This is a genomic window from Hwangdonia sp. (assembly GCF_048381975.1).
GTDB classification, from domain to species: Bacteria; Bacteroidota; Bacteroidia; order Flavobacteriales; family Flavobacteriaceae; genus Hwangdonia; species Hwangdonia seohaensis.
In genome coordinates, this window is the sequence record NZ_JBLWYT010000004.1 from 276515 (window position 1) to 303432 (window position 26918).

Consider the following 26918-nt stretch of genomic DNA (forward strand, 5'->3'; position numbering starts at 1 on the left):
TGTAAACTATAGATTATCTAAATGTTATTAATTTTTGCTTAACCAATAATGTTACGTTATTAGTTTTATCTTTACTCCGATTTAATCATATAATCTATTGTTTTTACAATGAATAAAAAGGATTTAAAAATACTTTTAGTTGATGACGAGCCCGACATTTTAGAAATTGTTGGCTATAATTTATCAAATGAAGGCTATCAAGTTATAACCGCCGAAAATGGGGCAAAAGCCGTAAAAAAAGCTAAGAAAGAGCTTCCCCATTTAATTATTTTAGATGTGATGATGCCCGAAATGGACGGCATTGAGGCTTGTGAAATCATCAGAAAAAACCCAGATTTAAAAGACACCATTATTACCTTTTTAACGGCAAGGGGCGAAGACTATTCGCAAGTTGCAGGTTTTGATGCTGGTGCCGACGATTATATTACAAAACCCATAAAACCAAAAGTTTTAATAAGCAAGGTAAAAGCTCTTTTGCGCAGGTTTAAACAAGAAACCAAAACTGCTAAGGTTAAAATTGGTAATTTGGTAATTGATAGAGATGCCTACAAAATTATTTTAAAAGGAAAGGAAATTATTTTACCCCGAAAGGAATTTGAATTGCTATCTTTATTAACCTCAAAACCAGGAAAAGTTTTTAAGCGGGACGAGATTCTTGACAAAGTTTGGGGCAATGAGGTTGTGGTTGGCGGAAGAACCATAGATGTGCACATTCGTAAACTACGCGAAAAAATAGGTGACGATAGCTTTAAAACCGTTAAAGGTGTTGGTTATAAGTTTGTAGATTAATACTTTTAGTACTTGAAATTAAAAAGAACATATCGTTTTGCGATTAAAACATCGCTATTTATTACATTTTTTATAACGCTCTTATTGAGTGTTTTTTTATTTGCCTTTTACACCATTAATTGGGTGCTTATTTTGGCATTTGCTTCGGCCAGTTATGTGTTTTCGTTTATTGTGATTCAATTACGCGTTGAACGCTTTATCTATAGGCGCGTAAAAAAAATATACGACGACTTAACCCTTTTGGAATCGGCCAGTTTAACCAGAGGCTCTATCACTACCGATATGGGGACGCTTACCAAAGAAATCGACAAATTTGCACGCGATAAAAAACTGGAAATAGAAACGCTAAAAGTTCGAGAAAAATACCGCAAAGAGTTTTTGGGCAATATTTCGCACGAGTTAAAAACGCCCTTATTTACAGTTCAGGGTTATATTTTAACGCTTTTAGATGGTGCTATTGATGATAAAAACATACGAAAAAAATATTTGGAACGGGCCAATAAAGGTGTGGAACGACTCAGTTATATTGTGAAGGATCTAGACATGATTACCAAATTGGAAATTGGCGATTTAAGTCTGAATCTTGAAGTGTTCGATATTGTAGAATTGGTAAACAATGTGTTCGACATGTTTGAAATGCGCGCGCACAAAAAAAACATCACCCTAACTTTTGATACCGATTATATAAAACCTGTTTTAGTAAAGGCCGATAAAGAACGCATACAGCAAGTGTTGGCAAACCTTATTGTAAACTCCATAAAATATGGCAAAGAAAAAGGCACCACTGAAGTTAGCATAGAAAATTTAATAAAAAACAAGGTTATTGTGCGAGTAACCGATAATGGCGAAGGCATCGAAAAAAAGCATGTTTCCCGTTTGTTCGAACGATTTTTTAGAGTGGACAAAACCGGAAACCGAAAAGTTGGCGGCTCTGGTTTGGGCTTATCCATTGTAAAGCATATTATTGAAGCGCACAACGAAAAAATATATGTTGAAAGCGAATTTGGTGTGGGCAGCGAGTTTTCATTCACGCTCGAAAAGGCTAAATAAATCCTTAAAATCTGTTTTATAATTTAAGGCTTTTAAGCCTTTAAAATTTTCAACACTTTTAAGTTTATCTATTTTAAAATCCTCTTGATTACAACTTGGTACTAAGTTTAAATTGGTTAATCGTTTCGCTAAATACTCTTGTTCAAATTGCCCGGGCGTTGGTATAAAAAATGCTTTTTTATCGAGCTTAGCCAAATCCATAATGGTGGTATAACCCGATCTGGCAATAACCAAAGCACTTTGGTTTATGGTTTTTTCGAGCAATTCGGAAGTCATAAAATTATAAACCGTCATATTTCCAATAACTTGAATGGTTTGCTCTTTTTCAACAACGCCTTTTACAAAAACAATGGTTTTATCAAAGTTTTTAAATTCTTGCAAAAGCTTCTCCTCAAGTAAGCTACGCTGAGGTTCAGGACCAGAAAGCAGCAGCAAAACAGCGTTTGTAATGGGCACATTCCGTTTTTCAAATCGGCTCAACGGCCCCATATATTTAATTGGAAAATTAAACGCGTCTGCATGCCCTAACTTTCCGCTTAAATTAACAGTTTCTGCGATATCGGGAACCCAACATACATCAAACTTCCGCATCAATTTGTGATGCATTTTAGTGCTCAACCAAGTTGTGTTTCCGCTTAAAACATTCAGTTGATGCGTTACAAAAACCGATGTTATTTTTTCGCAATAAGCTCCCCATCGATTATCGGAAATAATCCCCGAAATTCGATGGCTTTCAACAATTTCTGCCATTGCTTTTTTTTCGGCTTTAATCGTTTTAACAAGGTTTGGCGCATCTTTCAATAATTTCAATTTAAAATGCTGCCTTTTTTTAGCATAAGTAATATGGTATGCTGGCAATTCTGTGGCAATTAAATCTGGGAATTCCTTTTGTAAAAGCAATAACGCGTTACCATCGCTCGCCAAAACAGGCTCAAAACCAGAAGCTATTAACGCCTTAATTATGGGTATGCATCTGGCGGCATGCCCAAGACCCCAATTTAACGGTGCAACCAATATTCGGTTTTTCATTTTTTATTTTGGCTTTACTTAAATCCTTCGACTGCAATTCCGAACCCACATATTAGCCATATTAATTTTGATCAAGTTATTTTTGGTTGTTATAACAATTACAGATTCTTGTTCTCGTCCGTAACGATTGTGAGTGTTTTATTTCTCAACAATTACCCATTGTCCTTTAGTCCTAACCAAATACTCATTATCGTACATGGCTTCCGCTTGAATCCCTGGTAAATAATAGGTGCCTAAATAGGCTGCATTCAGCATCACATTAAAGGTTTTTGTGCTGTGTTTTCCTTTTTCCGGTAAATCGAAATAAAAGTTGACGCGGTCGTCTCGAATATCGGTAAAACGCGCTTGACTTGTCGTGCTGCTGCCAAAAGCGGTAAATCTGGTATTCACAATTTCCCATCCCGATGGAAAAATTTGCGTTAAAGCCACATCGTTAACCGGTTCATTTTTCAAATTACTTACGCTCACGGTGGCCACAAAATCCTGCCCTTGTTGCAGTTTGGAAACATCAATGTTGTTGCCTTTTAAATCTTTGTAGGCGTACGATACGCTTAAACCACGTTGTTCGGCAAGCTCGTGCCCAAGCGGTAATTTCCCTGAATTTAAAACACGCACATAAACCACATTGTCCTTTTGATTTGTAAAAGACAGGTTATTCGAACCATCGTTTGCTTGCAATTCGCGTTGTGCAATGGCACTTTTGGTGTCGATATTTTCTATTTTACCGTTAATGGTGTAATTTATATTTAAGGCTTTTCCGCCATTGGCGTTTACCATTTTTGCCATCGCCAATAAACTATAGGCTGTGGTTTGCGTGCTCATCCAACGGTTGCTCGATAAGTCCTTGGCGATGTACTCTGCTAATTCACGTTGTTTTGGATTTTTGGTAAGCACCATGGTTTCTAAGGCCATGGCCCGATTTCTGTCTCTCGAACCATAGGTATAATAATTATATTTAACGGGTTTAAACTCGATATTAGCGGATTGCGAAATATTATCGCTTGCTTCTTTTTGTCCCGCTAAAACATAGGCCGCCGCGAGTCGCCATTTGGCTTCGTTCGATATTTCGGTGAATTCGCGAAGTCTGTTCATACTTGCCAAATCCGGATTTCCTGCCAAAGCCAAGGTATATAATCGGTAAGCTTGCGCCAAATCCGAATTATAAGTTCGGTAAGTTGGTCGCCATTGGCTCGCCGCTTGTTTTTGATAAGCAATCCAGTTGCTTTTAAAGGTTAGCGGTAAAGCAAATCCTTTCTTTTCAGCCTCAATCATAAAATGACCCGCGTAACTGGTGCTCCAATCGTTTACAGTGTTTTCACCCATCCAATAACTCATGCCGCCATTTGGTTTTTGAAAATGTGCCAATCGTTTAATACCGTTTTCAATATTGGTTTGAATCTCTTGCTTTTTCTGATGTGTTAAATCGAAAATATCGGTTAAAAATAACTGCGGAAACACACTCGATGTGGTTTGCTCTAAACACCCATGCGGATATTGAATGAGGAATTGCAACCTGCGTGAAAAATCCATTGGCGGTAAGGTTGAAAACTCTAAAGTAGCGGAGTTTGTCCCATCAACACCAAAGGTTGAAAATGTTAAGGTTTCAGTTGCATTCGCAGCTAAAGTTTTATCAATGGGTTTTGATGTGATCGGGTTTGGGTTTACGACATCCAATTCTACTTTATAAGTTGATTTTTCGCCATTTCCCGTGGCAATAACTTCAACGGTATTGATGCCTTTTGCTTTGCTAACGTCGAGTTGAAAGTAGGCCATTTGCTCATCGGGTTTTGCAAAGCTTAAAGTTTTTGAATTCTCACCAACAACTGAAATGCCATCACTCAATTTCAAACTAATAGCAACGTTTTTTACTTTGGGTTCCATAGCAAAAACGGTAACCGGAAGCGTTACTTTTTCTCCCGGGCTTAATTTCCGCGGAAGCGTTGCCAAAACCATTAAAGGCTTTTTAACCTCAACGGATTTATCTGTGCTTCCGTAAGCCTCGTTTTTATTATCGCCAGCAACAACCATGGTACGCACTGCGCCAATGTAATTTGGAAGTGTTAGGGTATGCGATTTTTGCTCGCCCGCTTTTAAATGAAAAGGGCCTAAATAGGTAACCACGGGCTTAAACCGATTCGCTTTTTTGTTTTTTCCGCCAGCCGCATTGCCGTCGCCACCAATGGCAAATACCTGATCGATACTGCCGGAATAGGCGCCGATAACATCATCAAAAACATCCCAGGTTTTTACACCCAAGGCTTCACGTTTGTAAAATTCGTCCCAAGCATTTGGGGTTTTAAAACGAGTTAAATCGAGCAAACCTTCTTCAACCATGGCAATCGTATAAGTCATGGATTTGTTGTTTTTTTCTGAAATATTTACTTGAAATGTTTCTTTTGGGCGCAGCACATCGGGCATTTTTAGCTGCGGTTCCAATTTGGTGTTTGGGTCTTCAACCATAATTGGAATTACACCAAATAAGCGAATGGGCAAATCGTTTGCCGAAATAGCATGCGGTTGCAAAAGTGAGATATTTACAAATACATTGGGTGCCATTTCTGGAGTTACGGGCACATTAACCGTAGTTTCGCCTTGCTGTGTTTTTACCCATTTGTAATCCAACACTTCGGTACCATTTTCAATGCTTACCAAAGCACGACCTTCACTACCCGATTGAAAGGTGATTTTTGCCGTTTCCCCAACATTATATGTTTCTTTATCGGCGGAAAACACAAGCATTTTCGCTGCTTCTTTATCGGCGGAACTGGAATTGCTCCACCAGTTTTTGTAGAAATACGCCGTTCTTCCTGTGGCATGACCGCTTTCGGGGTCGATAATTCTGATGAGGTAACGCCCACGATCGCTATCCGGAATGTTGATATTTAAGGTGCTTTTTCCGTTGGCATCTGTATTTATTTTAGAACTTAAATACGGTTTGTGATAACTACTGGATACATAACTTGACAGGTTATCGTAAGAGGAATTCCACCACCAACGCCATTCAATTTTATACACTTTTACTTCGAGGTTGTCGCGTTTTATGGGCTTGCCAAAAGCATCGACCACCACCACATCGAAGGTTTGGTTTTCATCTGTAAAAAACGAACCATAGGCATTTCCTTTGGGCGAACGCAAACCGACAAACGACTTATAAGGCGCGTATGGTTTGGTAAAGGCATCCATCGAGAAATCGCCTCCGTTTTCGAAAGCACGCACTAAAAATTGGGCGTTTAACATCCCCGGGGCATTTTTTCCAACATTTAATTTGCTGTTTATTTTTGCTAAACCATCGGCATCAACGCTACCTTCAAAAACATTGATTTCCTCGGTACTGAATTGACGCGTAGGGTCGTTGAAAACGTAATTTTTATAGTTTTTAAAACTGGTGTACGACGGCGTAAACTTCGCCTTAATTTCAGCTTTAAGATTTTTTCCGGGTGCACCGTGAAGCCATTTTACATCTAAAGTTCCTTTTAATGGAGCATCACTGGTTAGAACTTCATTATCGAAATCTACCTTGATTTTTAATCGGTTTGGTTTAACGGTTTCAACCTTTAATCCTTTGTAAAATGTGGCACCACCAACCGAAACTTTGGCGTTGTAATTGCCTGTTTTATCCTCGGTTGAAGTGGGAACAGTGAATTTGTAAAAGTTATTGAGATTATCGTTGGTTACGTTTTTATAAACCAATTTCCCGTTGGGATTTGTAATTTCCATTTTAACCGGATGACCTTTGGGAAGTTTGTTATCGGTATCATTTAGCATAAAGGTTAAATGCAAGCTGTCTCCCGGTCGCCAAACCCCGCGCTCACCATAAATGTAGCCTTTGAGTCCACGTTGCAAACGATTTCCGGAAACATCGAATTTGCTTAACGACAACGAATTGCCATCTTGTAGTTTTACGTAGGTGGTGTTTTGTCCTTTGGAAACAATGGCGAAATTTGCATGTTTTTCAGAGTCGATGGTAATTAAACCTTGTTCGTCGGTGTTTCTGCTGGCGATTTCCTGTTGCTGAAAATTGTATAACGTAATTTTCGCATGGGCCTCGGGGTTGGTATTTAAAATATTGGTCACCGCAAAATAATACGAGTTGTTCGAACCCCGTTTTGCAATGACTCCAAGGTTTGAAGCCAATAAATTTTGAGACACTATTTTGCGCTCATTGTAATAGGCATCGTGACATGGGTTGTTTTCCTCACGCCAATTATAGGAGTAGTTTTTGTAGCGGTACGCGAGATTGTCCCAATAGGCTTCCTCTTTTAAATCTTCTTCTTCAGGCGATATTTCGTTAAAATCAGCTTCATAGTAATCGTCTTCGTAATAATCGTCGTATTCATCATCTTCGGTATTTGTTATGTTTGAATTAGCCTCGCAGTCGTATAACGAATAGCTTCTGTTAAAACTCAATTCCACACGATAAATAGCGCCGGCATCGGCCTTAAAAAACTTTGATAAATCGATGCTGTACGCTTTCCATTTCCCTGTGTTTTCAGCCGATGTTTGCAATTGAATAGTTTGTTTTGCAATGCGGCGACCAACCTTTTTTATATCGTATGTATTGTTGCTGTCTAAATTATTATCCTGTAGAAATTGAAGCACATTGTCTTCAAAAATTTTAATTACCCTAACATCAACAGCACTTAAATTAACGGCTTCAAAATTGAATTTTAAGGCTTCGGAATTTGGTAAAATGGTGCCGTTGCTAATCAATCGCACTTGCGGTTTTAAATCTTCAAAAGCAATAATTTCTGAAAAGGGGTTCTTTAATTTATACTCGTCGGTATTTTTGATGCCTTGGAATACATCCACTTGAATATTGCCCACCAATTTGCTGTCCGGATACACTTTTAGCACATTGCCATCAACGATGTATTTAGGGTTTTTTATCTTTTCAATAGAAACCAAACCATCAAAATTTTGTTGTTTTTTAAGCGGATCGGAAAAGTTGATGGATAGATGTTGTTCTGGGGATTGAATCACATTGACGTCTATAATCGTAAAATTATTTATTCCCGGAATCGCAATCGTGTTTTCGCCTTTATTTGAAGCGTTTATAGATTTTCCGTTCCATGTTATATCAATTTTACTGTCTTCAATTTGCCGATTAATGCTATCAATTTTAAACTCGAAAAACTTAGAATTTACATTCACTTCATTAAAAACAAGATTTAGCTTTTTGCCATTTTGAGAAGCTTCAACTATGGTTTTTGCATCGTTAATCGATATAACATCGGCAGATTTTATAACGCCCTCAAGGTATTGCCAATTTTTGCTGTACGATTGCAAATAGTTGGTAACCACATTAAAATTGGGCGTAATGGTTTTAAACTGAAATGTGTAATCCTTAAAACCATCGGGCATATTTTTATAAATATCCCCAAGTTTTACCGTTACGGTGTATTCTGTTGCGGGCTCTAAATGCTCGTCCGGTGTAAAAAGCAAAGTGTGTTTACTGGCAACCGTTAATTTGCCTTCAACATGCGGTTTTATGCTCACGATTTTAACTGTGATTTCCGCACCCATTTCCCAACCATCAACCTCGTTAGCTAAATTAATTTGAATGGGATTTGCAACCGAAGCAATGCCCGACGTGGTGTAACTTATGTAATCTCGAAATTTGAAAAGATTATCGGTTTCAACTACTTTCTTTTTACAGGATGCCGCTAACGCAAGAATCAATACGAAAGCAAAAAGCTTTTTTAATGACATAGATTGATGGATTTTAAATGAACAAAATAACTAAAAAAAGAAAGCGTAAGTGGTTTCATTTGAAGATTTCTAATTGATTATATCTGTCAAATGGAACATCGAAATAGCTCTTGTAGGATAAAGATATTTTTTACATACGATGTTTCTCGTTAATAAAGTTACGTTCAAAATTTGGTGTTTAGTTTTTTAAGAATGTTAAATAGTTCTTAATTTAATTTGACTTATTAGATCAATACCTCTTAAATCAGCTTCATAAAAATTATACTCTAAAACTACTAATTAACATTTTCATAAATCCCAATAGTTAACTCCCCTTTATCATTCATCGTCGCTCTGTACATGCCAGCCGTATTAAATTCGGCAACCATATTTCCGTTTTTATCGATGGCAACAATACCGCCAGTGCCACCAAGATGGGTTAGTTTATTTTGAATGACTTCTTTTGAAGCGGCTTCAAGCGACAAGCCTTTATAGGCCATAAGCGCAGAAATATCGTAAGCCACCATGCCACGAATAAAATACTCGCCCCAACCCGTGCTCGATACGGCGCAGGTATTATTATTGGCATAAGTGCCAGCGCCAATTATGGGCGAATCGCCAATTCGCCCCCAGCGTTTGTTAGTCATGCCACCCGTTGACGTTCCAGCAGCTAAATTCCCCTTTTTATCGAGTGCCGCACAACCTACGGTTCCAAATTTTGAATCTTTAATATCAGCATCATAAAATGACACTTTAGTATCGTGATCCAATTCTGTTTTTTCTTTATCTTTTATGTTTTGAAGGGATTTAAATCGTCTTTCAGTATAAAAATAATCTGGGTCAACAATATTCAAATTTTGTTCTTCCGCAAAGGCATCCGCCCCTTTTCCAGACAGCATCACATGAGGCGATTTATCCATAACCGCCCTTGCCAAATCAATGGGGTTTTTAACCGTTGTTGTTCCAGCGGAAGCACCAGCATTTAAGGTTTTTCCATCCATTATCGAGGCATCGTGTTCGTTGGTTCCTTCATGTGTAAAAACAGCACCTTTCCCCGCGTTAAAAAGCGGCGAATCTTCCATAATATTTATGGTTTTGGTTACGGCATCCAAACTGCTTCCGCCGTTTTTCAAAATATTATAACCCACGCGAATGGCTTCTTCTAATTTCTGTTTGTAAGCGCTTTCCATTTCGGCAGACATGTTCTTTTTTAAAATTGTGCCCGCACCACCGTGAATGATTATAGCGAATTCTTGTTTGGGAGTTTCAGTGGTTTTTTCCGTGTTATTTTCGGCGTTTTTGCAAGCACTAAAAATGAATAAAACAGACCATAAAAAGATGATTTTTTTCATAACGATATAGATGTATTGAGTGGTTTTAAAGATAGTATTTTAATATAAAATTGAGGAAAACAAACACTAGAAATTAGTATATTCGCAAATAATTTGAATAATAATATTAAAACAAAAATATATGGGAGCGGTGATAACTGATTTCGGAATTGAAGAAACGCTAAAAACATTGGGTGTACATGCTGTAAATGATGGCACATCAACAGGTTCAAATCATTTTTCCAACGGTGAAATAATAGAATCTTATTCGCCAGTTGATGGAAAATTAATTGGAAAAGTAAAAACGACATCGCGAGCAGATTACGACAAAGTCATGGATGCCGCAACCAAGGCTTTTAAAATTTGGAGAGACGTACCTGCACCACAACGTGGAGAAATTGTGCGTCAATTTGGAAACAAATTGCGGGATTTAAAAGAGCCTTTAGGAAAATTGGTGTCTTACGAAATGGGTAAATCTTTGCAAGAAGGTTACGGTGAGGTACAAGAAATGATAGACATCTGTGATTTTGCGGTTGGATTATCTCGACAGTTAAACGGGCAAACCATCCCATCGGAACGCCCAGGGCACGTTATGCGCGAGCAATGGCACCCCATCGGTGTGGTTGGTATTATTTCGGCATTTAATTTCCCCGTTGCTGTTTGGGCGTGGAACACCGCTTTAGCATGGATTTGTGGCGATGTTTGTGTTTGGAAAGCTTCCGAAAAAACGCCGTTATGCGCTGTGGCTTGTCAAAATATTATTGCAGAAATCTTAAAAGACAATAACTTGCCCGAAGGTATTTCGTGTATTATAAATGGCGATTACAAAGTGGGCGAGTTTATGACAACCGATAAAAAAATCGCGTTGGTTTCTGCAACGGGTTCAACCAGAATGGGACGCATTGTTGGAAAAACAGTTGCCGAACGTTTTGGTAAATCGTTATTGGAATTGGGAGGTAACAATGCCATTATCATCACACCAACGGCCGATTTAAAAGTGGTAGTTCCCGGTGCTGTATTTGGTGCTGTTGGGACATGCGGACAGCGTTGTACATCAACGCGTCGTTTAATTATTCACGATTCGGTTTACAATAAAGTTAGAGACGCCATTGTTGGTGCTTACAAACAATTAACCATTGGAAATCCGTTAGACGAAAAAAATCATATTGGCCCTTTAATTGATAAAGATGCCGTTACTACCTATTTAGCTGCTATTGAAAAAGCAAAAGCTGAAGGCGGAAACGTTTTGGTTGAAGGTGGCGTTTTAAGTGGCGAAGGTTACGAAAGCGGATGCTATGTAAAACCTGCCATTATTGAAGCCGAAAACCATTTTGAAATTGTGCAGCACGAAACCTTTGCGCCCGTTTTATATTTAATGAAATATTCTGGGGATGTTGAAAATGCCATTGAAAAACAAAACGGTGTTGCTCAAGGTTTATCTTCATCCATTATGACAAACGAACTGAAAGAAGCAGAGAAATTCTTGTCGTATGCTGGTTCAGATTGTGGTATTGCCAATGTAAATATAGGGACTTCGGGTGCCGAAATCGGTGGTGCTTTTGGAGGCGAAAAGGAAACCGGTGGCGGACGCGAATCGGGTTCCGATGCTTGGAAAGTGTACATGAGACGCCAAACAAACACCATAAACTATTCTGATGAATTGCCTTTAGCTCAAGGAATTAAGTTCGACCTTTAAACAATAAACAACCAATAAAGTAAAAGCTGCATCATTTAAATGCAGCTTTTTTTGTTTAAAAAAAACCTTGTCTCAATTCCAGAAATTTTCTGACAGAAACAAGGTTTATATCTAATTAAAGATTAATAGCACCGTAAAAATGCTTATAATTAATCTGTTATACAAGAGTTGAAAGTTAAATTAACATTAATTTTATCAACAGATAATTAACTGTATTTCACCTTTCTTAAAATCCGTAACGACTCTTTATAAAGGCTGTACAATTCTTCGCTATAGGCTTTTAAGTAGGGTTTTGCTTCGTTTAGTTTATCAATAGCGTCATGGAAAAGATTGAGGTAACAAATTAAATAAGTAACCGGTAAATTTTTTAAATCCTGTTCTTCATTTTTTGTAAACGGAAGTCCTTTTTTAAGCTTTTCCAAAATGGCATTATTGGCATTGTAAATATGATGCAATACTTTTTTGTCAAATTGTGGTGGCTCGAACAATAATTTGGTTTCAATGTTATAATTGGCATTATCTTCAAAACTTATGATGGTTTCTTCCAACGGATAATATTTGTTGGTGTTTTGAAGCCCAAGGTTTACATATTCAATAATTTTAAAACTATTCGAATCAATAGAAATTGAAACCTCATCCAACACCGAAAAAAACAAACGCACTTGCTCGTTAATCAATTCAATATCAACCCGTGAAAAAAAAGCTTCGCCTTTTACTAGCTTTTTTTGGGCAGACCAACACACCACAAAATACTCTTTAAACACTTTATATTGCGCATTGTAGTCTTTTCGCGTGTTCATAAAATGAAAAACAGCATCGAGCGTGTGTTCAATATTGTTTTGCGCATGGTTCTCGATAGCCTCGACAATTTTAGAATTGATGTCTTTTATTTCAATATCAAAAACCTTAGGCATGCTCATGCTGCCATCTCTAAAAAACACCGAACCGCCATAATATTTCCAAATGTTTTTGCGCAAAGAGGTGATTTTTCCGGTGGGACGAATGGTTACCAAACCCACAACTTTATCGTCTGGCAAATGCGGAAACGGAATGTTTTCGTACTGAACAATGGGCGGGTGACTTAAATAGGCATTAATAAGGTTTTGTATTTTGCTATCGTCAAAAAAATCGACTCCAACAATATTATTGTCCTCATCTTCAACACCAATTACAATGTACGAGTTGTTTTTTGGGTTACTGTTTGAGAGCGCACAAATGTGTTTTAAAAATTTCGCTTTTCCTTCTTTTTGGCTAATATCAATTTTACGTTTTTTATCGTAAAAACTGTTCTCATCGTTATGAGCCAAAAGGTGTTTTATAAGGAGGCGTTTGTTAATCATTTTAAAACATTAATTATTCTTAATTACTATTTTTTATTCCCATTCAATCAAATTTCGAGCCCTTGCGATTTGAATTTTTTAAATAATTGATGAATTTTGAAAGCTGATTAATGAGGCTTCCTGCTAGCGCATCCAATTCTTTATAAATAGCTTCATCAATATGATTTCTTCTAAAACATCGTAATAATTGTGATTTGCATTCGCTTGCAGAACCTCTTGAAAAACCCAAAAACATAATAAACTCCTTATTCCCACCTCTCCCAAAGCCTTCAGCAATGTTATCCATAATAGAACCTGAAGAACCGTTAATTTGTTCTCGTAATTTATAATCGTTTTTAAGTGATGTATTTATAATGATATTCCAAATTTCATCACAAAAAACAATAGCTTCCTTGTAAACCTCTAAACTTTCAAACGACCTATGATGTGCCATATAACCTAAATAAATAATATTCAACTCTGGTAAAGAAATTATTCGGATTTCTTTACCAGAGTTGAACTCGCCTGCGCCGTACAAAACACCAACAAATCGGCAATATTTACATGTGGCGGACGCGAAATGGCAAAATAAATAATCTCAGCAACATCTTCGGCTTGTAAGGCTTTGTAGCCCTTGTAAACGGTATCGGCAACGGCATCGCCTTTAAATCGCACTTGCGAAAATTCGGTTTCAACCAAACCCGGATTTATAGCGCCTACTTTTATTCCAAACGGATTCAAATCAATACGCATGCCTTCGGTAATAGCCAAAACCGCATGTTTGCTGGCACAATACACATTCCCTTTAGGATACACTTCTTTACCTGCCGATGAGCCAATATTAATAATATGTCCCGATTGTCTTTCGGTCATTTGCGGAATTACGGCTTTGCTCACATAAAGCAAACCTTTTACGTTAATGTCCATCATGGCATCCCAATCGTCTATATTCCCAGATTGAATAGGGTCCAATCCGTGGGCATTTCCAGCGTTATTAATAAGAATATCAATGGTTTTAAATTCTTTTGGAAGCGATTCGATGGCCTTCAACGTTTCGGTTCTATCGCGAACATCAAAATTTAAAATATGCACATGGGTTAAACGTTCCAATGCTTTTTTTATGGTGTTTAAGCGTTCTAATCGTCTTCCGCAAAGCACTAAACGAATGCCGTGTTTTGCAAATTCGTAAGCCGTGGCCTCACCAATACCACTTGTTGCTCCGGTAATTAGGGCTGTTTTTGTCATTTTAAGTAAGATATTTTGCGTTTTTCATCTATAAAAATACTTAAACAGTTTGAATAGACTTTAGTTGAAAAGCAACATTTACAATAAACTTATCATAATTATATGTTAAACGCCGTAATCATTACATTTGGCTGAACTTTTAACCAATTTTTAACAGCATTACAATAAAAATTTTAACAATTTGCAATGCTCAAAATAAGAATGGTATATTCGAGTTTTTAAAAAACAAAATAATGGAAGAGACAGGTACAATTGATATTAAAACAATTAACGAGAAAATTGAAAAAGAAAGTGCTTTTGTTGATTTGCTGATGCTGGAAATGAACAAGGTTATCGTGGGCCAAAAGCACATGGTTGAACGTTTGCTAATTGGCTTATTGGGCCAAGGGCATATTCTGCTTGAAGGTGTTCCCGGATTAGCAAAAACATTGGCCATTAATACGTTGTCACAGGCGGTTGATGGCAGTTTTAGCCGAATACAATTTACACCAGATTTATTGCCGGCCGATGTTACGGGAACCTTAATTTACAACATGAAGGTTAGCGATTTCTCGATTAAAAAAGGGCCTATTTTCGCAAACTTTGTTTTAGCCGATGAGATTAACAGAGCACCGGCAAAAGTGCAATCGGCCTTACTGGAAGCGATGCAAGAAAAGCAAGTTACCATTGGCGATGAAACGTTTATTTTAGATAAACCATTCTTGGTAATGGCAACACAAAACCCGGTTGAACAAGAAGGAACTTACCCGTTGCCAGAAGCTCAGGTAGACCGTTTTATGCTAAAAACCGTTATAGATTACCCCAAATTAAACGAAGAGCAGTTTATTATGCGCGCCAATTTAAAAGGCGCTTGGGATAAAGTGAATCCTGTGGTTTCGGTAGCGCAAATATTAAAAGCCCAAGAGGTAGTGCGTGAGGTTTATATGGATGAGAAAATCGAAAAATACATCCTCGATATCATTTTCGCGACGCGTTATCCTGAAAAATATAAGCTCGCCGATTTAAAACCACTAATCTCTTTTGGAGCCTCGCCCCGTGGCAGTATCAATTTGGCAACAGCGGCAAAATGTTTCGCCTTTATTAAGCGTCGTGGTTATGTAATTCCTGAAGATGTTCGTGCCGTTGTGCATGATGTTTTAAGGCATAGAATTGGCATTACTTACGAAGCTGAAGCCGAAAACGTAACTTCAGAAGACATCATCAACAAAATTGTAAACGAGATTGAGGTGCCTTAAAAAAGTTCAAAGTTTTAAATTCAAAGTTTAAAGTTAGCCTAACCTTGAACTTTTAATATTTAACCTTGAATATCTAACATGGATACTAAAGAATTACTAAAAAAAGTACGAAAAATTGAGATTAAGACACGGCGGTTGTCTGATCATATTTTTGGAGGCGAATACCATTCTACCTTTAAGGGGCGCGGTATGACGTTTTCTGAAGTACGCCAGTATCAATTTGGAGACGATGTTCGAAATATCGATTGGAACGTAACCGCGCGTTACAACGAACCTTATATAAAAGTTTTTGAAGAAGAGCGCGAACTCACCATGATGCTTATGGTTGATGTTTCGGGCTCCGAATTATTCGGTACGCAAGAGCAGTTTAAAAATGAAGTAGTTACCGAAATTGCAGCAACTTTGGCGTTTTCGGCAACCCAAAATAACGATAAAATTGGGCTCATTTTATTTTCGGATAAAGTAGAGCTTTATATTCCGCCAAAAAAAGGACGTTCGCATGTGTTGCGCATTATTCGCGAATTGATTGAATTTAAACCAGAAAGCAAACAAACTAATATTGCTGAGGCTTTAAAATTTTTATCGAACGTAATGAAAAAGAAAGCCATTGTGTTTGTGCTGTCCGATTTTATTGCAGACGACTATAAGCAAACCATGAAAATTGTTTCTGGAAAACACGATGTTACTGGCATTCGCGTGTACGATAAACGTGAAGAAGACCTGCCGAATTTAGGTATGGTACAAATGCAGGATGAAGAAACAGGCGAGTTGATGCTGGTTAATACGGCATCAAAAAAAGTAAGACGTAATTACGGAAAGTTTTATCAGGAAAAAGTAGATTATTATACGGATGCCTTTACTAAATCGGGCGCAGGAATAATTGATTGTCGTGTTGATGAAAGCTACGTAAAAAAGTTGTTGGGCTATTTTAAAAGAAGAGGGTAATGGGCACGAAATGCGAAGCAACAAGCATGAAGAAAGCAAAAATGGAAAATAAAATTAAGATAAATATAAAAGATATGCGCAAGAAAAATTCAGGCCTCAGGCTTCGAGTTTCTAGCTTTCTTTTCTTTTTTCTATGCTCTTTTTTCACTTTTGCCCAAGTTACTTCGGCAATCGATTCTACCTCTATAAAAATCGGAGAGCAAATCACTTACAGTATTCAAGTGGAGACCGACTCTACAAAATTAGTTGTGTTTCCCGAAGGCCAAACCTTTTCGCCTTTGGAAATGATTGAATCCTATAAAGTGGATACCTTAAAAAACAACGACAAATTCAATCTTATAAAAAAATACGGTTTAACACAATTCGATTCGGGCTCGTACACCATTCCGAGGCAAAAAATTATTATTGGCGATAAAACCGTTTTTACCGATTCGTTAAAAGTTGAGGTACACAATATTGTTGTCGATACCACAAAACAAGGCTTGTACGATATCAAACCCATTATTGAGGTGGATAAAAGCGGAAGTAATTGGTGGAAATATGTACTGCTAACACTTCTCATAATTAGCATTATCGGGTTTTTAATCTATTGGTTTATTTGGCGGAAAAAACCACTTTCAGAGGAAGAGCAAATTGCCTTATTGCCACCTTACGACAGAGCAAAATTAGCATTAAAAAAGCTTGACGAAAGCCATTATTTAGAACACGAAAACTTTAAGGATTACTATTCTGAGCTCACATTTATCATCAGAAAATATCTTGATGAAAAGGTTTACGACCGCGCTTTAGAAAGCACCACGGACGAATTGATAAGCCGACTTAATTTACTAAAAGATGGCAACCAGGTTGATATTAGTAAAGACGATATTAAAAAACTTGAAAGCATTTTAAAACGTGCCGATTTAGTAAAATTCGCTAAATCCGCTCCAGACGTTGAATTGGCTAAATTAGATAGAAATACCATTGATATTGAAATCGATAATGTTAAGGAAGCATTGCCCGAACCAACCGAAGAAGAGAAGCTGCTAGACATAAAATATAAAGAAGAACAAGAGCGCAAAAAGAAGCGTAAAAAAGTTATGGTTACCATCGCTATTGGCGTGTTTTTACTCATGGCAACCTTTGTTGGTTTTGGCTTAAAATACGGTTTCAGCTATGTTAAAGACACCATTATCGGGCATGAAAGCAAAGAGCTTTTAGAAGGAAATTGGGTAACCAGCGCTTACGGGTTTCCGCCAATAAACATTTCAACTCCTAAAGTTTTAAAGCGCGTTGAGGTGCCTATGACCGAGGAAGAGAAAAGCAACGTGTCCGTTTCGGCGTTTAGCTACGGTACGCTTTTGGATTTCTTTTCGGTAACCGTAAGTACAACCGTGTTGAACAATGCTGGAGAAAACAACATAGATTTAGAAAAGGTTTCAGAAAACAGCCTTAAAGGCTTTGAAGCAAAAGGCGCCAAAGACATTGTGGTTTTAAGAGATAAATTTACAACGCCAAACGGTGCCGAAGGATTGAAAACATCGGGGACATTAAAAATACCAAGCCTCACTTCTGAAAAACTTCAAAGTGGAAATTATACCATGCTTCAGTTTGCCTCGAATAGCGTTTTGCAACAAATTATAATTACAAGCGCAGAAAATGATACATATGGAGATCAAATGGTTGAGCGTATTTTAAATTCAGTAGAACTAAAAGAAGCAGAAGAATAATGTTTGAGGGAATTCAATTTTTAAATAAAGAACTATTTTGGCTATTGCTACTGTTGCCATTAGCCCTCTTTTGGTATGTGTTAAAACATAAAAAGCAAACAGCCGAATTAAAAATGTCGAGCTTAAAAGGCTTTAAAACCACAAATTCGTGGTTGCCAAAAGTAAAGCATTTGCTATTTGTTTTCAGATTGATTGCCTTGGCCTTATTAATAACCGCCATCGCTAGACCGCAAACGGTTGATGTATCAACAAGAACAAAAACAACCAAAGGCATTGATATTGTAATGGCCATTGATGTTTCGGCAAGTATGCTGGCCAAAGATTTATCGCCAAATCGATTGGAAGCCTTAAAAAAGGTAGCAGCTGAATTTATTAAAGGCAGACCAAATGACAGAATTGGCTTGGTTGAATACGCCGGTGAAAGCTTTACCAAAACACCAATTACAAGCGACAAATCGATAGTATTAAGGTCCTTGGCAGATATAAAATACAATACGATTATTGAAGGTGGCACCGCCATTGGCATGGGATTGGCAACCTCGGTTAACAGGTTAAAAGACAGCAAAGCTTCCAGTAAGGTTATTATTTTATTAACCGATGGCGTTAACAATTCCGGGTTTATAGACCCAAAAATAGCGAGCGAATTAGCCTTGGAATACGATATAAAAACATACACGATTGGTATAGGAACCAATGGCACCGCGCTAACTCCCGTGAGTATATTATCAAATGGTAATTTTCAATATGCGCGTGCGCAAGTTGAAATAGATGAAGAACTGCTCAAAGAAATTGCCCAAGTTACGGGCGGAAAATATTTTAGGGCGACCAACAACAAGAAGTTAGAAGAAATTTATAGTGAAATAAACAAGCTTGAAAAAACAGAAATTGAAGAGTTCAAATTTTATAATTATGAAGAAAAGTATCGTTCATTAGTCCTTTTAGCAGGAGCATTATTGCTTTTGGAATTGCTATTGCGCTTTACCTTTTTTAGAAGTTTTGTATAGAGTTTGTTTCCGCGAAAGCGAAAACCTTTAAATTTTTGTTATTTGGAATTTAATTATTGGAATTTTTAAAAGCATGCAGTTAGAAGAAAAAATATGGTTTTGGGCACTGGGAATTATTCCGGTAATAATCCTGTTCTTTTTTGTGCTTCAAATCTGGAAACACAAAGCACAGAATAGGTTTGCCGACAAAAAGCTGCTTAAAAGATTAAGTCCTAATAGGTCGTTGTTCAAATCCATTTTAAAAATAGTGGTTTTAAGTTTGGCATTTGCATGTTTAGCCTTAGCTATGGTAAACCCGAAAATTGGAACCAAGTTAGAAACCGTAAAGCGCGAAGGTGTCGATATTGTTTTTGCCGTCGATGTCTCAAAAAGTATGCTCGCCGAAGATATTGCCCCAAACCGACTGGAAAAATCGAAACAATTGGTTACGCAAATCATAAATAATTTGGCAAGCGACCGCGTAGGCATTATCGCTTACGCCGGAAAAGCATTTCCGCAATTGCCCATAACCACAGATTATGCTTCGGCCAAAATGTTTTTAAACAACATGAATACCGATATGCTATCATCGCAGGGAACGGCCATTGACGAGGCCATTAAATTGGCGAAAACCTATTTTGATGACGAGCAGCAAACCAACCGCGTACTCATTATTATTTCGGATGGCGAAGACCACGGCGAAGGTGCCGTTGCACTTGCCGAAGAAGCTAATAAAGAAGGGATTCGGATTTTTACCATTGGCGTTGGCGATGTAAAGGGCGGTCCCATTCCCGAAAAACGCAATGGTATTATTTTAAATTATAAAAAGGATAACCAAGGCGAAACGGTTATTACACGGCTAAACGAAGAAACGCTTAAAAACATTGCAGCAGAAGCCAAAGGCGCTTATATTAACGGAAAAAACACCAGCGATGTGGTTGAAAACATTAGGGAAATACTAAATAAAATGGATAAAACCGAGTTTGAAGCCAAACAATTTTCCGAATATAAAGATCAATTTCAATGGTTTTTGGGCTTTGGTATTTTCTTTTTGCTTTTGGATATTTTTCTTTTAGAACGCAAAACAGCATGGTTGAAAAAATTGAATCTGTTTAACGAAAACTTGTAAAGTATCGCTTGAAACATGTTTCAAATCAGCCGTTGAAATTGTAATTTCCGCGACCTGTGCTGAACTTGTTTCAGTAAAGCGAAAACCAGATGAATTAAGCTATTATTAATAAACATTTATAAAATTTTTAACGAACTTAAACTGAAAGGTTTTCTATATTAGAATTTAGAATCGATAAAAATGAAACACATAACCATATTTATATTAACCTTGTTTACAGCCTTTTCTTTTGCACAGGAAAAAGAGCAGATAATGGCATTAAAAAAAGCCAATAACTATGTGTACGAAGGCAATACCTTAGTAAATGAAGACGATTTTGTTTCGGCTGAAATGGCCTACAGAAAAGCCATATCGGAGCAACCAACAAGTGTTGCAGGCATATACAACTTAGGAAATTCATATTACAAAAAAGGGAATTATGAGGAAGCCTTATACCGTCATCAACAAGCGGCCGAAAATGCAGAATCCAAAGCCGAAAAGCACAAGGCATTTCATAATATCGGCAATATTTTAATGCAGAACAAAAAGTGCAAAGAAGCGGTTGAAGCCTATAAAAGTGCCTTGAGAAATAACCCTACCGACGATGAAACACGCTATAATTTAGGATTGGCAAAGGAATGTGCAGAGCAGCAAAAAGACCAGAATAAAGACGACGAAAACAAGGATAACAAAGACGAGAACAAAGACCAGGAAAAGAAAGAGAACGAAGATAACAAGGATAAGGAGGGCGAAGACAAAGACAATAAAAAAGACGAAGGCGACGAGGATAAAAAAGAAGGCGACGACAAAAAAGATGACGAAGGAAAGCCTAAAGATGAAAAAGAAGATAAAGGAAAAGGAGAAGACGACAAGAAAAAAGAACAGCAAAAACCGAAGCCGCAACCCGGACAATTATCGCCACAACAAATAAAGAGTTTATTGGAGGCCATGAATAACCAAGAAAAAAAGGTGCAAGAAAAAATGAATGCCGAAAAACAGAAAGGCGTTAAAGTAAAAACCGAAAAGGACTGGTAAAGAGGCTAGAAGTTGGTAGCTGGAAGTTGAAACCTGCTTTTATTGGTCGTTTCCTGCAAGGATTTAAAAACCTTGTAGGTATGAAAAAGCTAAAAGTTGCATGACCGAAGTTGAAACGATTAAAGAAACAGTAAATCATTATTGTCATTCCTGCGCAGGCAGGAATCCATTTTGAAAAGAAAAATGAAATTAAAAAAATACATATCCATTTTAATACTAATGTTTGTAACAAGCTTTACGTTTTCGCAGGTAAAGTTTGAAGCCAAGGTTAGTAAAAAGAAATTAGGCGTAAACGAGCGTTTGCGTGTCGATTTTGAAATGAATCAAGATGGCGACAACTTTAATCCACCAAGCTTTAGTGGGTTTACGGTTGTTGGCGGTCCAAACCAATCGGTAAGCAACTCGTGGATTAATGGCGTTCGATCGTATAAAAAAACATACAGCTATTTTTTAGCGCCTAAAAAACAGGGCAATTTTACAATTAATCAAGCTACCATTTCTGTTGATGACGAAACCTATAAAACCTTGCCCGTAAACATTGTGGTTACGGCCGCGGTTGATAAACCCAAAGACCCTAACGACCCAAATTATGTCGCTTCGGAAAACATCCATTTGGTCGCCGAAATTTCGAAAACAAACCCGTATTTAAACGAAGCCATTACGGTTGTTTACAAATTGTATGTTTCACCAAACACAGGCGTGGATAATTGGCGCGAAATTGATAGCCCAAGATATAACGACTTTTGGAGTCAGAACATAGACATGAAAGGGCAAAAAGTCCAAAATGGCACGTACAAAGGTGAAGATTATCGCTTTTTAGTGCTACGTAAAACAGTACTCTATCCACAGAAAACAGGTAAATTAAACTTAGAGCCTTTAAGTTTGGATATTACGGTGCAAGTGCCAACAAATAGACGCGATATTTTTGGAAGTCGGTTAATGACGAGGGCACATAGAACCGTTTCGGCCGGTAGTAAAACAATCCATGTTAAACCATTACCGGAAAAAGGAAAACCAGTAGATTTTACTGGAGCTGTTGGTGATTTTAACTTTAATGTATCGGCTTCAAAAACCGAATTGGATGCTTCAGAATCGCTTCAAGTAAAGGTTGGTGTAAGCGGAAAAGGCAACCTAAAACTGTTTAAATTACCTAAAGTATCGTTACCAAGTTCATTAGAGGTTTACGAGCCAGAACACACCGAAAATGTTAAAACAAACCTGTCTGGTATGCAAGGGAATATCTCCGATAGTTACACTGTTGTGCCTCAATATAAAGGTAAATATCCCATACCTAGTATTTCATTTTCATATTTCGATTTAAAGACCGAAAGCTATAAAAGATTATCCTCTGATGAAATTATAATCGATGTTTTAGAAGGTCCGCTTAATAACGATTCAAACTCCAATACCACACATACTAATGTAGGGAAACAGCGTGTAGTTTTAAACAACGACCAATTTGCATTTATAAAAACAAACACGAGTTTTTCATCTATAAAATCGACGTATTTCTTTAAAACCCCATTATTTTGGAGTGCTTTATTGTTGCCGTTTTTAGCCATTCCGTTGGCCATAATTATCAGAAAGAAAAAAGCAACCCGAGATGCCGATGTTTACGGAAACAGAATAAGAAAAGCCGATAGATTAGCCAAGAAATATTTAGGCAATGCCAAAAAAGCATTGGGCAATAAAGAGGCTTTTTATATTGCCTTGGAAAAAGCGTTGCACAATTATTTGAAAGCCAAATTGCATATAGAAACCAGCGATTTGAGTAAAGATAAAGTGATTGATTTACTAAAAGACAAACAAGTAGATGACATTGTAATTTCAGATTTTGTAAGCATTATTAAAAACTGCGAATTGGCACGTTACACACCAATTACCAATGTAGAAATGCAACAAGATTATGAAAAGGCAGCAAAAACCATTTCGTTAATTGATAAACAAGCTAGATAAAGATTTGTCATTCCAGCGAAAGCAGGAATCCATTTTTATTATAAAATTATAAATGAGACCACTAATTCACATACTAATATTTTTACTATCTGTAGTTTCAGTAGCTCAAAACAACGTACTTTTCGAGGAAGCAAATACCCTGTACAACCAAGGGAAATATGCCGAAGCCATAGATAAATACACCGCCATTTTAGAGACTGGAAACCACTCTGCCGAATTGTATTTTAACTTAGCCAATGCGCATTATAAATTAAATAACATAGCGCCCAGTATTTACTTTTACGAAAAAGCCTTACTGCTGTCGCCTCATGACGATGAGATAAAAAACAACATGGCTTTTGCAAAAAACATGACCATTGATGCTATTGATGTTGTTCCGGAATCGGGGATTTCCAAATTTATCAAAAGCACTACAAACATGATGGCTTACGATGTTTGGGCAAAAATCTCGGTTGCTTTGGTGCTCTGTTTTGTGATACTATTTTTAATCTATTATTTTGCGTATTCAACCATAAACAAACGTCTCGCTTTTATAGGCAGTTTAACCAGTTTGTTTTTAATGTGTGTTTCTTTAACGTTTGCCTTTCATAAATTTAATATCGATAAAAAGAATAAACCCGCTATTGTTTTTGCACAGGAGAGCAAAGTAAAAAGCGAACCGAACTCCAGAAGCGAAGAATCTTTTAGACTGCACGAAGGCACTAAAGTTCAGGTTTTAGATACCGTAAATGAATGGAAAAAAATTAAACTGGCCGATGGCAAAACTGGATGGATTTCTTCCAACGATATTAAATTGTTGAATGATTTTTAATTTATATAAAACAAAATAAAAGTAAAAAAGGCTATATTTGCGCCCATAAAAGCATCATTTGAATGTCAAAAAAAGGAATATCAATATTTTTTTCAATAATCTTTATAGCGTTTATAGCTGCACCAACGGTTATAACCATAGTTGATGACACTATTGATGTTTCCATAATTTTCTCGACTGCTGAAGAAGAGGAAAAAGGATTCAAAATTGTATTTTCAAATGAAAAAGGCAACGAATCCGACTTAGCTTTTACTTCCATTGAAAACAATTTAGGGTACTACTTTAAAAACTACCCTAAACCACACTTAAACCTTATTTCTCCACCTCCCGAGTTTATTTCATAGTTTTTTAAATTCAGAACAAAACCTTGTTCAAACAAACAACCATGGAAATAGCTGTCATATTTTATTGATAGTAGCCACGGTATTCAAAATATTTACTAAAAAGTAAATCAATTATAAAAAACAATGAAAAACTTTTTTTCAAATTTTAAAGGTGATGCCTTTGGCGGTATTACGGCCGGAATTGTAGCCTTACCATTAGCTCTGGCTTTTGGGGTTTCCTCAGGATTAGGGCCAACAGCTGGATTGTACGGCGCCATTTTTATCAGCTTTTTTGCCGCCCTTTTTGGCGGAACGAACACCCAAATATCTGGACCAACAGCACCAATGACGGCGGTAAGTATGGTAGTAATTGCAGGTATTATCGCTACTAACGATGGCGACGTAAACAAAGCTTTACCCGTTATTTTAACCGTATTTTTACTTGCGGGATTAATGCAGATTGGCTTAGGTGCTTTGGGTCTTGGAAAGTACATTAGGTACATTCCGTATCCGGTAGTTTCCGGATTTATGACCGCCATCGGGGTTATTATTTTACTCACTCAAATTTTACCATCTATGGGTTATTATCCAAAAGAAGATGTAGAATTTGTAAACCAATTTAAGCCACAGGCCGAAGAGGTTATTCTCGAAAATATTTTAAAGGAAGAAGCCGGCGAGGGTATTTTGGTTCTCGAGGATTTTAAAGAAACCATTGCAAGAGCTGGTGAGGTTTCGCAAGAGGCTATTTTAAAAGAATCGCAAACACTTGCGGCCAAAGAAGCATCAGGAGCACTTGGCGCTATTAAAGCCTTGCCTCGCGCACTACAGAACATAAATTTGTTAGAATTGCTTTTAGCCTTAGGAACCATTTTTATAATCTACGGGTTTAAGCGCATTACAAAAGCTGTTCCAAGTACATTGGTCGCTTTAATTGTAATGTCTGGAATTGCCGTTGGCTTTGGCTTAAATTACAGACCAATTGAAGAAATCCCAAGTGGCCTCCCTGTACCAAACCTAGAAATATTTACATCCTTTACATTCAACAGTATTTCACCGTATATTTTTACAGCACTTACATTGGCATTATTAGGTGCCATTGATTCGTTGCTAACAAGTGTGGTTGCCGATAATATGACCAAAACCAAACACAAACCGAATAAAGAATTGGTCGGTCAAGGTATTGGTAATAGTGTTGCCGCTATATTTGGTGGGATTCCGGGAGCTGGTGCAACAATTAGAACGGTAGTAAATATTACCTCGGGCGGAAAAACAAAACTATCGGGTATGATTGCCGGTGTTTTGCTGTTTATTATTTTACTCGGTTTAGGCCCCATTGCATCACAAATTCCGGCAGCGGTTTTAGCAGGAATTTTAATTACCGTAGGTATTGGCGTGATGGATTATAAAGGCTTAAAAGCCATACCAAGTTTGCCAAAAGACATAAAACTAGGCACCTTAAAACTAAGCTCGGAAGTGGTAATAATGTTAATCGTATTGTTACTTTCAACCTTTTGGAACTTGGTTTACGCCGTAGGTATTGGGTTGGTAATTGCCTCATTGATGTTTATGAAAAAAATAGGCGATTTAACGGCCGGCCGAAGCGATGTAAAAACACTTAAAGAAGAAGTATGGAAAGACGAAATTAATTTTCCAGACCACTTAAAAGAACACGTGTTTATCAAACATTTAAAAGGGCCATTGTTTTTTGGATCGACAAGCGAATTTCAACAACTTACCTTGCAAATTCCAGATACGGCAACTTATGTTATTATGCGATTAGGGCGCATGCAGTACATGGATCAATCGGGGTTATATGCCATGGAAGACATGCTGCAAGATTTAAAAAAGAAAAATATTGAAGTTCTTTTTGTGGGCTTATTGAAACAGCCTCGATATATGATGGTACGTATTGATATTATCCCGGACTTTATTCCAGAAGCACATATTTTCCCTAAATTTGAAGACTGTGTGAAATGGATCAAACAAAATGTTAACGAAAAAAACTATTAATAATGGATTTAAAAAAAGTATTTGAGAACAACGAAAAGTGGATTAAAAATAAACTAAATGTTCAGGACAATTATTTTGAAGAACTCGGTAAAGGCCAAACACCAGAACTCTTATATATAGGGTGCAGCGATAGTAGGGTTACTGCCGAAGATTTAATGGGACTTGGTCCGGGCGAGGTTTTTGTACATCGCAACATAGCAAATATGGTTATAAGCATAGACTTGAGCGTAATGTCGGTTGTTAATTATGCGGTTAACCATTTAAAAGTTAAACAAATTGTAGTTTGCGGGCATTATGCTTGCGGCGGTGTAAAAGCGGCAATGCAATCGGCAGATTTGGGTATTTTAAACCCCTGGTTGCGTAACATTCGCGATGTATATAGAATACATAAAGACGAATTAAATGCCATAGAAGATGAAGATAAAAAATATGACAGACTTGTAGAGCTTAATGTACAGGAACAATGTGTTAATTTAATTAAAACAGCAGCCGTACAAAAGGCGTTCAGAGACCGAGGCTTGGTAGTACATGGTTGGGTGTTTGATATTAGCACTGGAAAACTCATTGATTTGAAGATTGACTTCGAAAAATATTTAAAGGATATTATGGAAATTTATCATTTAGACTAAAACAAAAAAACCACTCTTTCGAGTGTT

At 37.2% G+C, this 26918-nt stretch carries 20 protein-coding genes; 14 read left to right on the plus strand and 6 right to left on the minus strand.

What is annotated here, in order from left to right:
- Positions 1–108: 108 nt before the first annotated feature.
- Together ACN5J7_RS09400 and ACN5J7_RS09405 are read left to right on the plus strand one after the other, a co-directional pair.
- Complete coding sequence (locus tag ACN5J7_RS09400; protein ID WP_311935644.1) at positions 109–789, plus strand: response regulator transcription factor; 681 nt, start codon at positions 109–111, stop codon at positions 787–789.
- A gap of 12 nt (positions 790–801) precedes the next feature.
- Positions 802–1839: a sensor histidine kinase gene (locus tag ACN5J7_RS09405; protein WP_418603715.1), complete on the plus strand. Its 1038-nt coding sequence runs from the start codon at positions 802–804 to the stop codon at positions 1837–1839.
- Here ACN5J7_RS09405 and ACN5J7_RS09410 read toward each other — a convergent pair.
- The 3 genes from ACN5J7_RS09410 to ACN5J7_RS09420 all read right to left on the minus strand — a co-directional run bounded on the left by ACN5J7_RS09410 (position 1813) and on the right by ACN5J7_RS09420 (position 9908).
- Entirely contained in the window at positions 1813–2868 is a 1056-nt protein-coding gene (locus tag ACN5J7_RS09410) for a glycosyltransferase (protein ID WP_418603716.1), read from the minus strand. The two genes, ACN5J7_RS09405 and ACN5J7_RS09410, sit on opposite strands and share 27 nt — an antisense overlap.
- A gap of 138 nt (positions 2869–3006) precedes the next feature.
- Entirely contained in the window at positions 3007–8577 is a 5571-nt protein-coding gene (locus tag ACN5J7_RS09415; protein WP_418603717.1) for an alpha-2-macroglobulin family protein, read from the minus strand.
- A 275-nt stretch (positions 8578–8852) separates the two neighbouring features.
- The gene (locus tag ACN5J7_RS09420) at positions 8853–9908 is read right to left on the minus strand and encodes an isoaspartyl peptidase/L-asparaginase family protein (RefSeq protein ID WP_418603718.1); all 1056 of its coding nucleotides are present in this window, start codon (positions 9906–9908) and stop codon (positions 8853–8855) included.
- A 121-nt stretch (positions 9909–10029) separates the two neighbouring features.
- Between ACN5J7_RS09420 and ACN5J7_RS09425 the strand changes: the two genes are divergently transcribed.
- The gene (locus ACN5J7_RS09425) at positions 10030–11583 is read left to right on the plus strand and encodes an aldehyde dehydrogenase family protein (protein ID WP_311935667.1); all 1554 of its coding nucleotides are present in this window, start codon (positions 10030–10032) and stop codon (positions 11581–11583) included.
- A 206-nt stretch (positions 11584–11789) separates the two neighbouring features.
- Here the strand turns inward: ACN5J7_RS09425 and ACN5J7_RS09430 are convergent, their stop codons facing one another.
- Genes ACN5J7_RS09430 through ACN5J7_RS09440 form a run of 3 tightly spaced genes read right to left on the minus strand, consistent with a single transcriptional unit; the run spans position 11790 to position 14147 of the window.
- Positions 11790–12923, minus strand: coding sequence for an ATP-binding protein (locus ACN5J7_RS09430; RefSeq protein ID WP_418603719.1), 1134 nt, complete (start codon positions 12921–12923; stop codon positions 11790–11792).
- Between the two features lie 43 nt (positions 12924–12966).
- Positions 12967–13356 carry a four helix bundle protein gene (locus ACN5J7_RS09435; RefSeq protein ID WP_418603720.1) on the minus strand — a complete coding sequence of 130 codons (390 nt, stop codon included), beginning with the start codon at positions 13354–13356 and terminating at the stop codon, positions 12967–12969.
- Positions 13357–13394: 38 nt separating this feature from the next.
- The gene (locus ACN5J7_RS09440) at positions 13395–14147 is read right to left on the minus strand and encodes an SDR family NAD(P)-dependent oxidoreductase (RefSeq protein ID WP_418603721.1); all 753 of its coding nucleotides are present in this window, start codon (positions 14145–14147) and stop codon (positions 13395–13397) included.
- A gap of 233 nt (positions 14148–14380) precedes the next feature.
- Here ACN5J7_RS09440 and ACN5J7_RS09445 point away from each other — a divergent pair, with 233 nt between their 5' ends.
- The 11 genes from ACN5J7_RS09445 to ACN5J7_RS09495 all read left to right on the plus strand — a co-directional run bounded on the left by ACN5J7_RS09445 (position 14381) and on the right by ACN5J7_RS09495 (position 26891).
- Positions 14381–15382 (plus strand): MoxR family ATPase, encoded by a 1002-nt coding sequence (locus tag ACN5J7_RS09445; RefSeq protein WP_311935677.1) that lies wholly within the window; start codon positions 14381–14383, stop codon positions 15380–15382.
- A 78-nt stretch (positions 15383–15460) separates the two neighbouring features.
- Positions 15461–16327 (plus strand): DUF58 domain-containing protein, encoded by an 867-nt coding sequence (locus ACN5J7_RS09450; protein WP_311935681.1) that lies wholly within the window; start codon positions 15461–15463, stop codon positions 16325–16327.
- A 74-nt stretch (positions 16328–16401) separates the two neighbouring features.
- On the plus strand, positions 16402–18036 hold the full coding sequence (locus ACN5J7_RS09455; protein ID WP_418603785.1) for a BatD family protein: 1635 nt from the start codon (positions 16402–16404) through the stop codon (positions 18034–18036).
- Positions 18036–19040, plus strand: coding sequence for a vWA domain-containing protein (locus ACN5J7_RS09460; RefSeq protein WP_418603722.1), 1005 nt, complete (start codon positions 18036–18038; stop codon positions 19038–19040). The genes ACN5J7_RS09455 and ACN5J7_RS09460 overlap by 1 nt, the downstream gene beginning before the upstream one ends.
- 73 nt (positions 19041–19113) lie before the next feature.
- Positions 19114–20148, plus strand: a complete 1035-nt coding sequence (locus tag ACN5J7_RS09465; RefSeq protein ID WP_418603723.1) for a vWA domain-containing protein — start codon at positions 19114–19116, stop codon at positions 20146–20148.
- A gap of 180 nt (positions 20149–20328) precedes the next feature.
- Complete coding sequence (locus tag ACN5J7_RS09470; protein ID WP_418603724.1) at positions 20329–21162, plus strand: tetratricopeptide repeat protein; 834 nt, start codon at positions 20329–20331, stop codon at positions 21160–21162.
- A gap of 183 nt (positions 21163–21345) precedes the next feature.
- On the plus strand, positions 21346–23118 hold the full coding sequence (locus ACN5J7_RS09475; protein ID WP_418603725.1) for a BatD family protein: 1773 nt from the start codon (positions 21346–21348) through the stop codon (positions 23116–23118).
- 52 nt (positions 23119–23170) lie between these two features.
- Positions 23171–23929: a tetratricopeptide repeat protein gene (locus tag ACN5J7_RS09480; protein ID WP_418603726.1), complete on the plus strand. Its 759-nt coding sequence runs from the start codon at positions 23171–23173 to the stop codon at positions 23927–23929.
- A 62-nt stretch (positions 23930–23991) separates the two neighbouring features.
- Positions 23992–24273: a hypothetical protein gene (locus ACN5J7_RS09485; RefSeq protein ID WP_311935703.1), complete on the plus strand. Its 282-nt coding sequence runs from the start codon at positions 23992–23994 to the stop codon at positions 24271–24273.
- A gap of 123 nt (positions 24274–24396) precedes the next feature.
- A complete protein-coding gene (locus tag ACN5J7_RS09490) occupies positions 24397–26262 on the plus strand; it encodes a SulP family inorganic anion transporter (RefSeq protein WP_418603727.1) in 1866 nt (621 codons plus the stop codon).
- A gap of 2 nt (positions 26263–26264) precedes the next feature.
- Positions 26265–26891: a carbonic anhydrase gene (locus ACN5J7_RS09495; protein ID WP_311935708.1), complete on the plus strand. Its 627-nt coding sequence runs from the start codon at positions 26265–26267 to the stop codon at positions 26889–26891.
- Positions 26892–26918 lie beyond the last annotated feature (27 nt).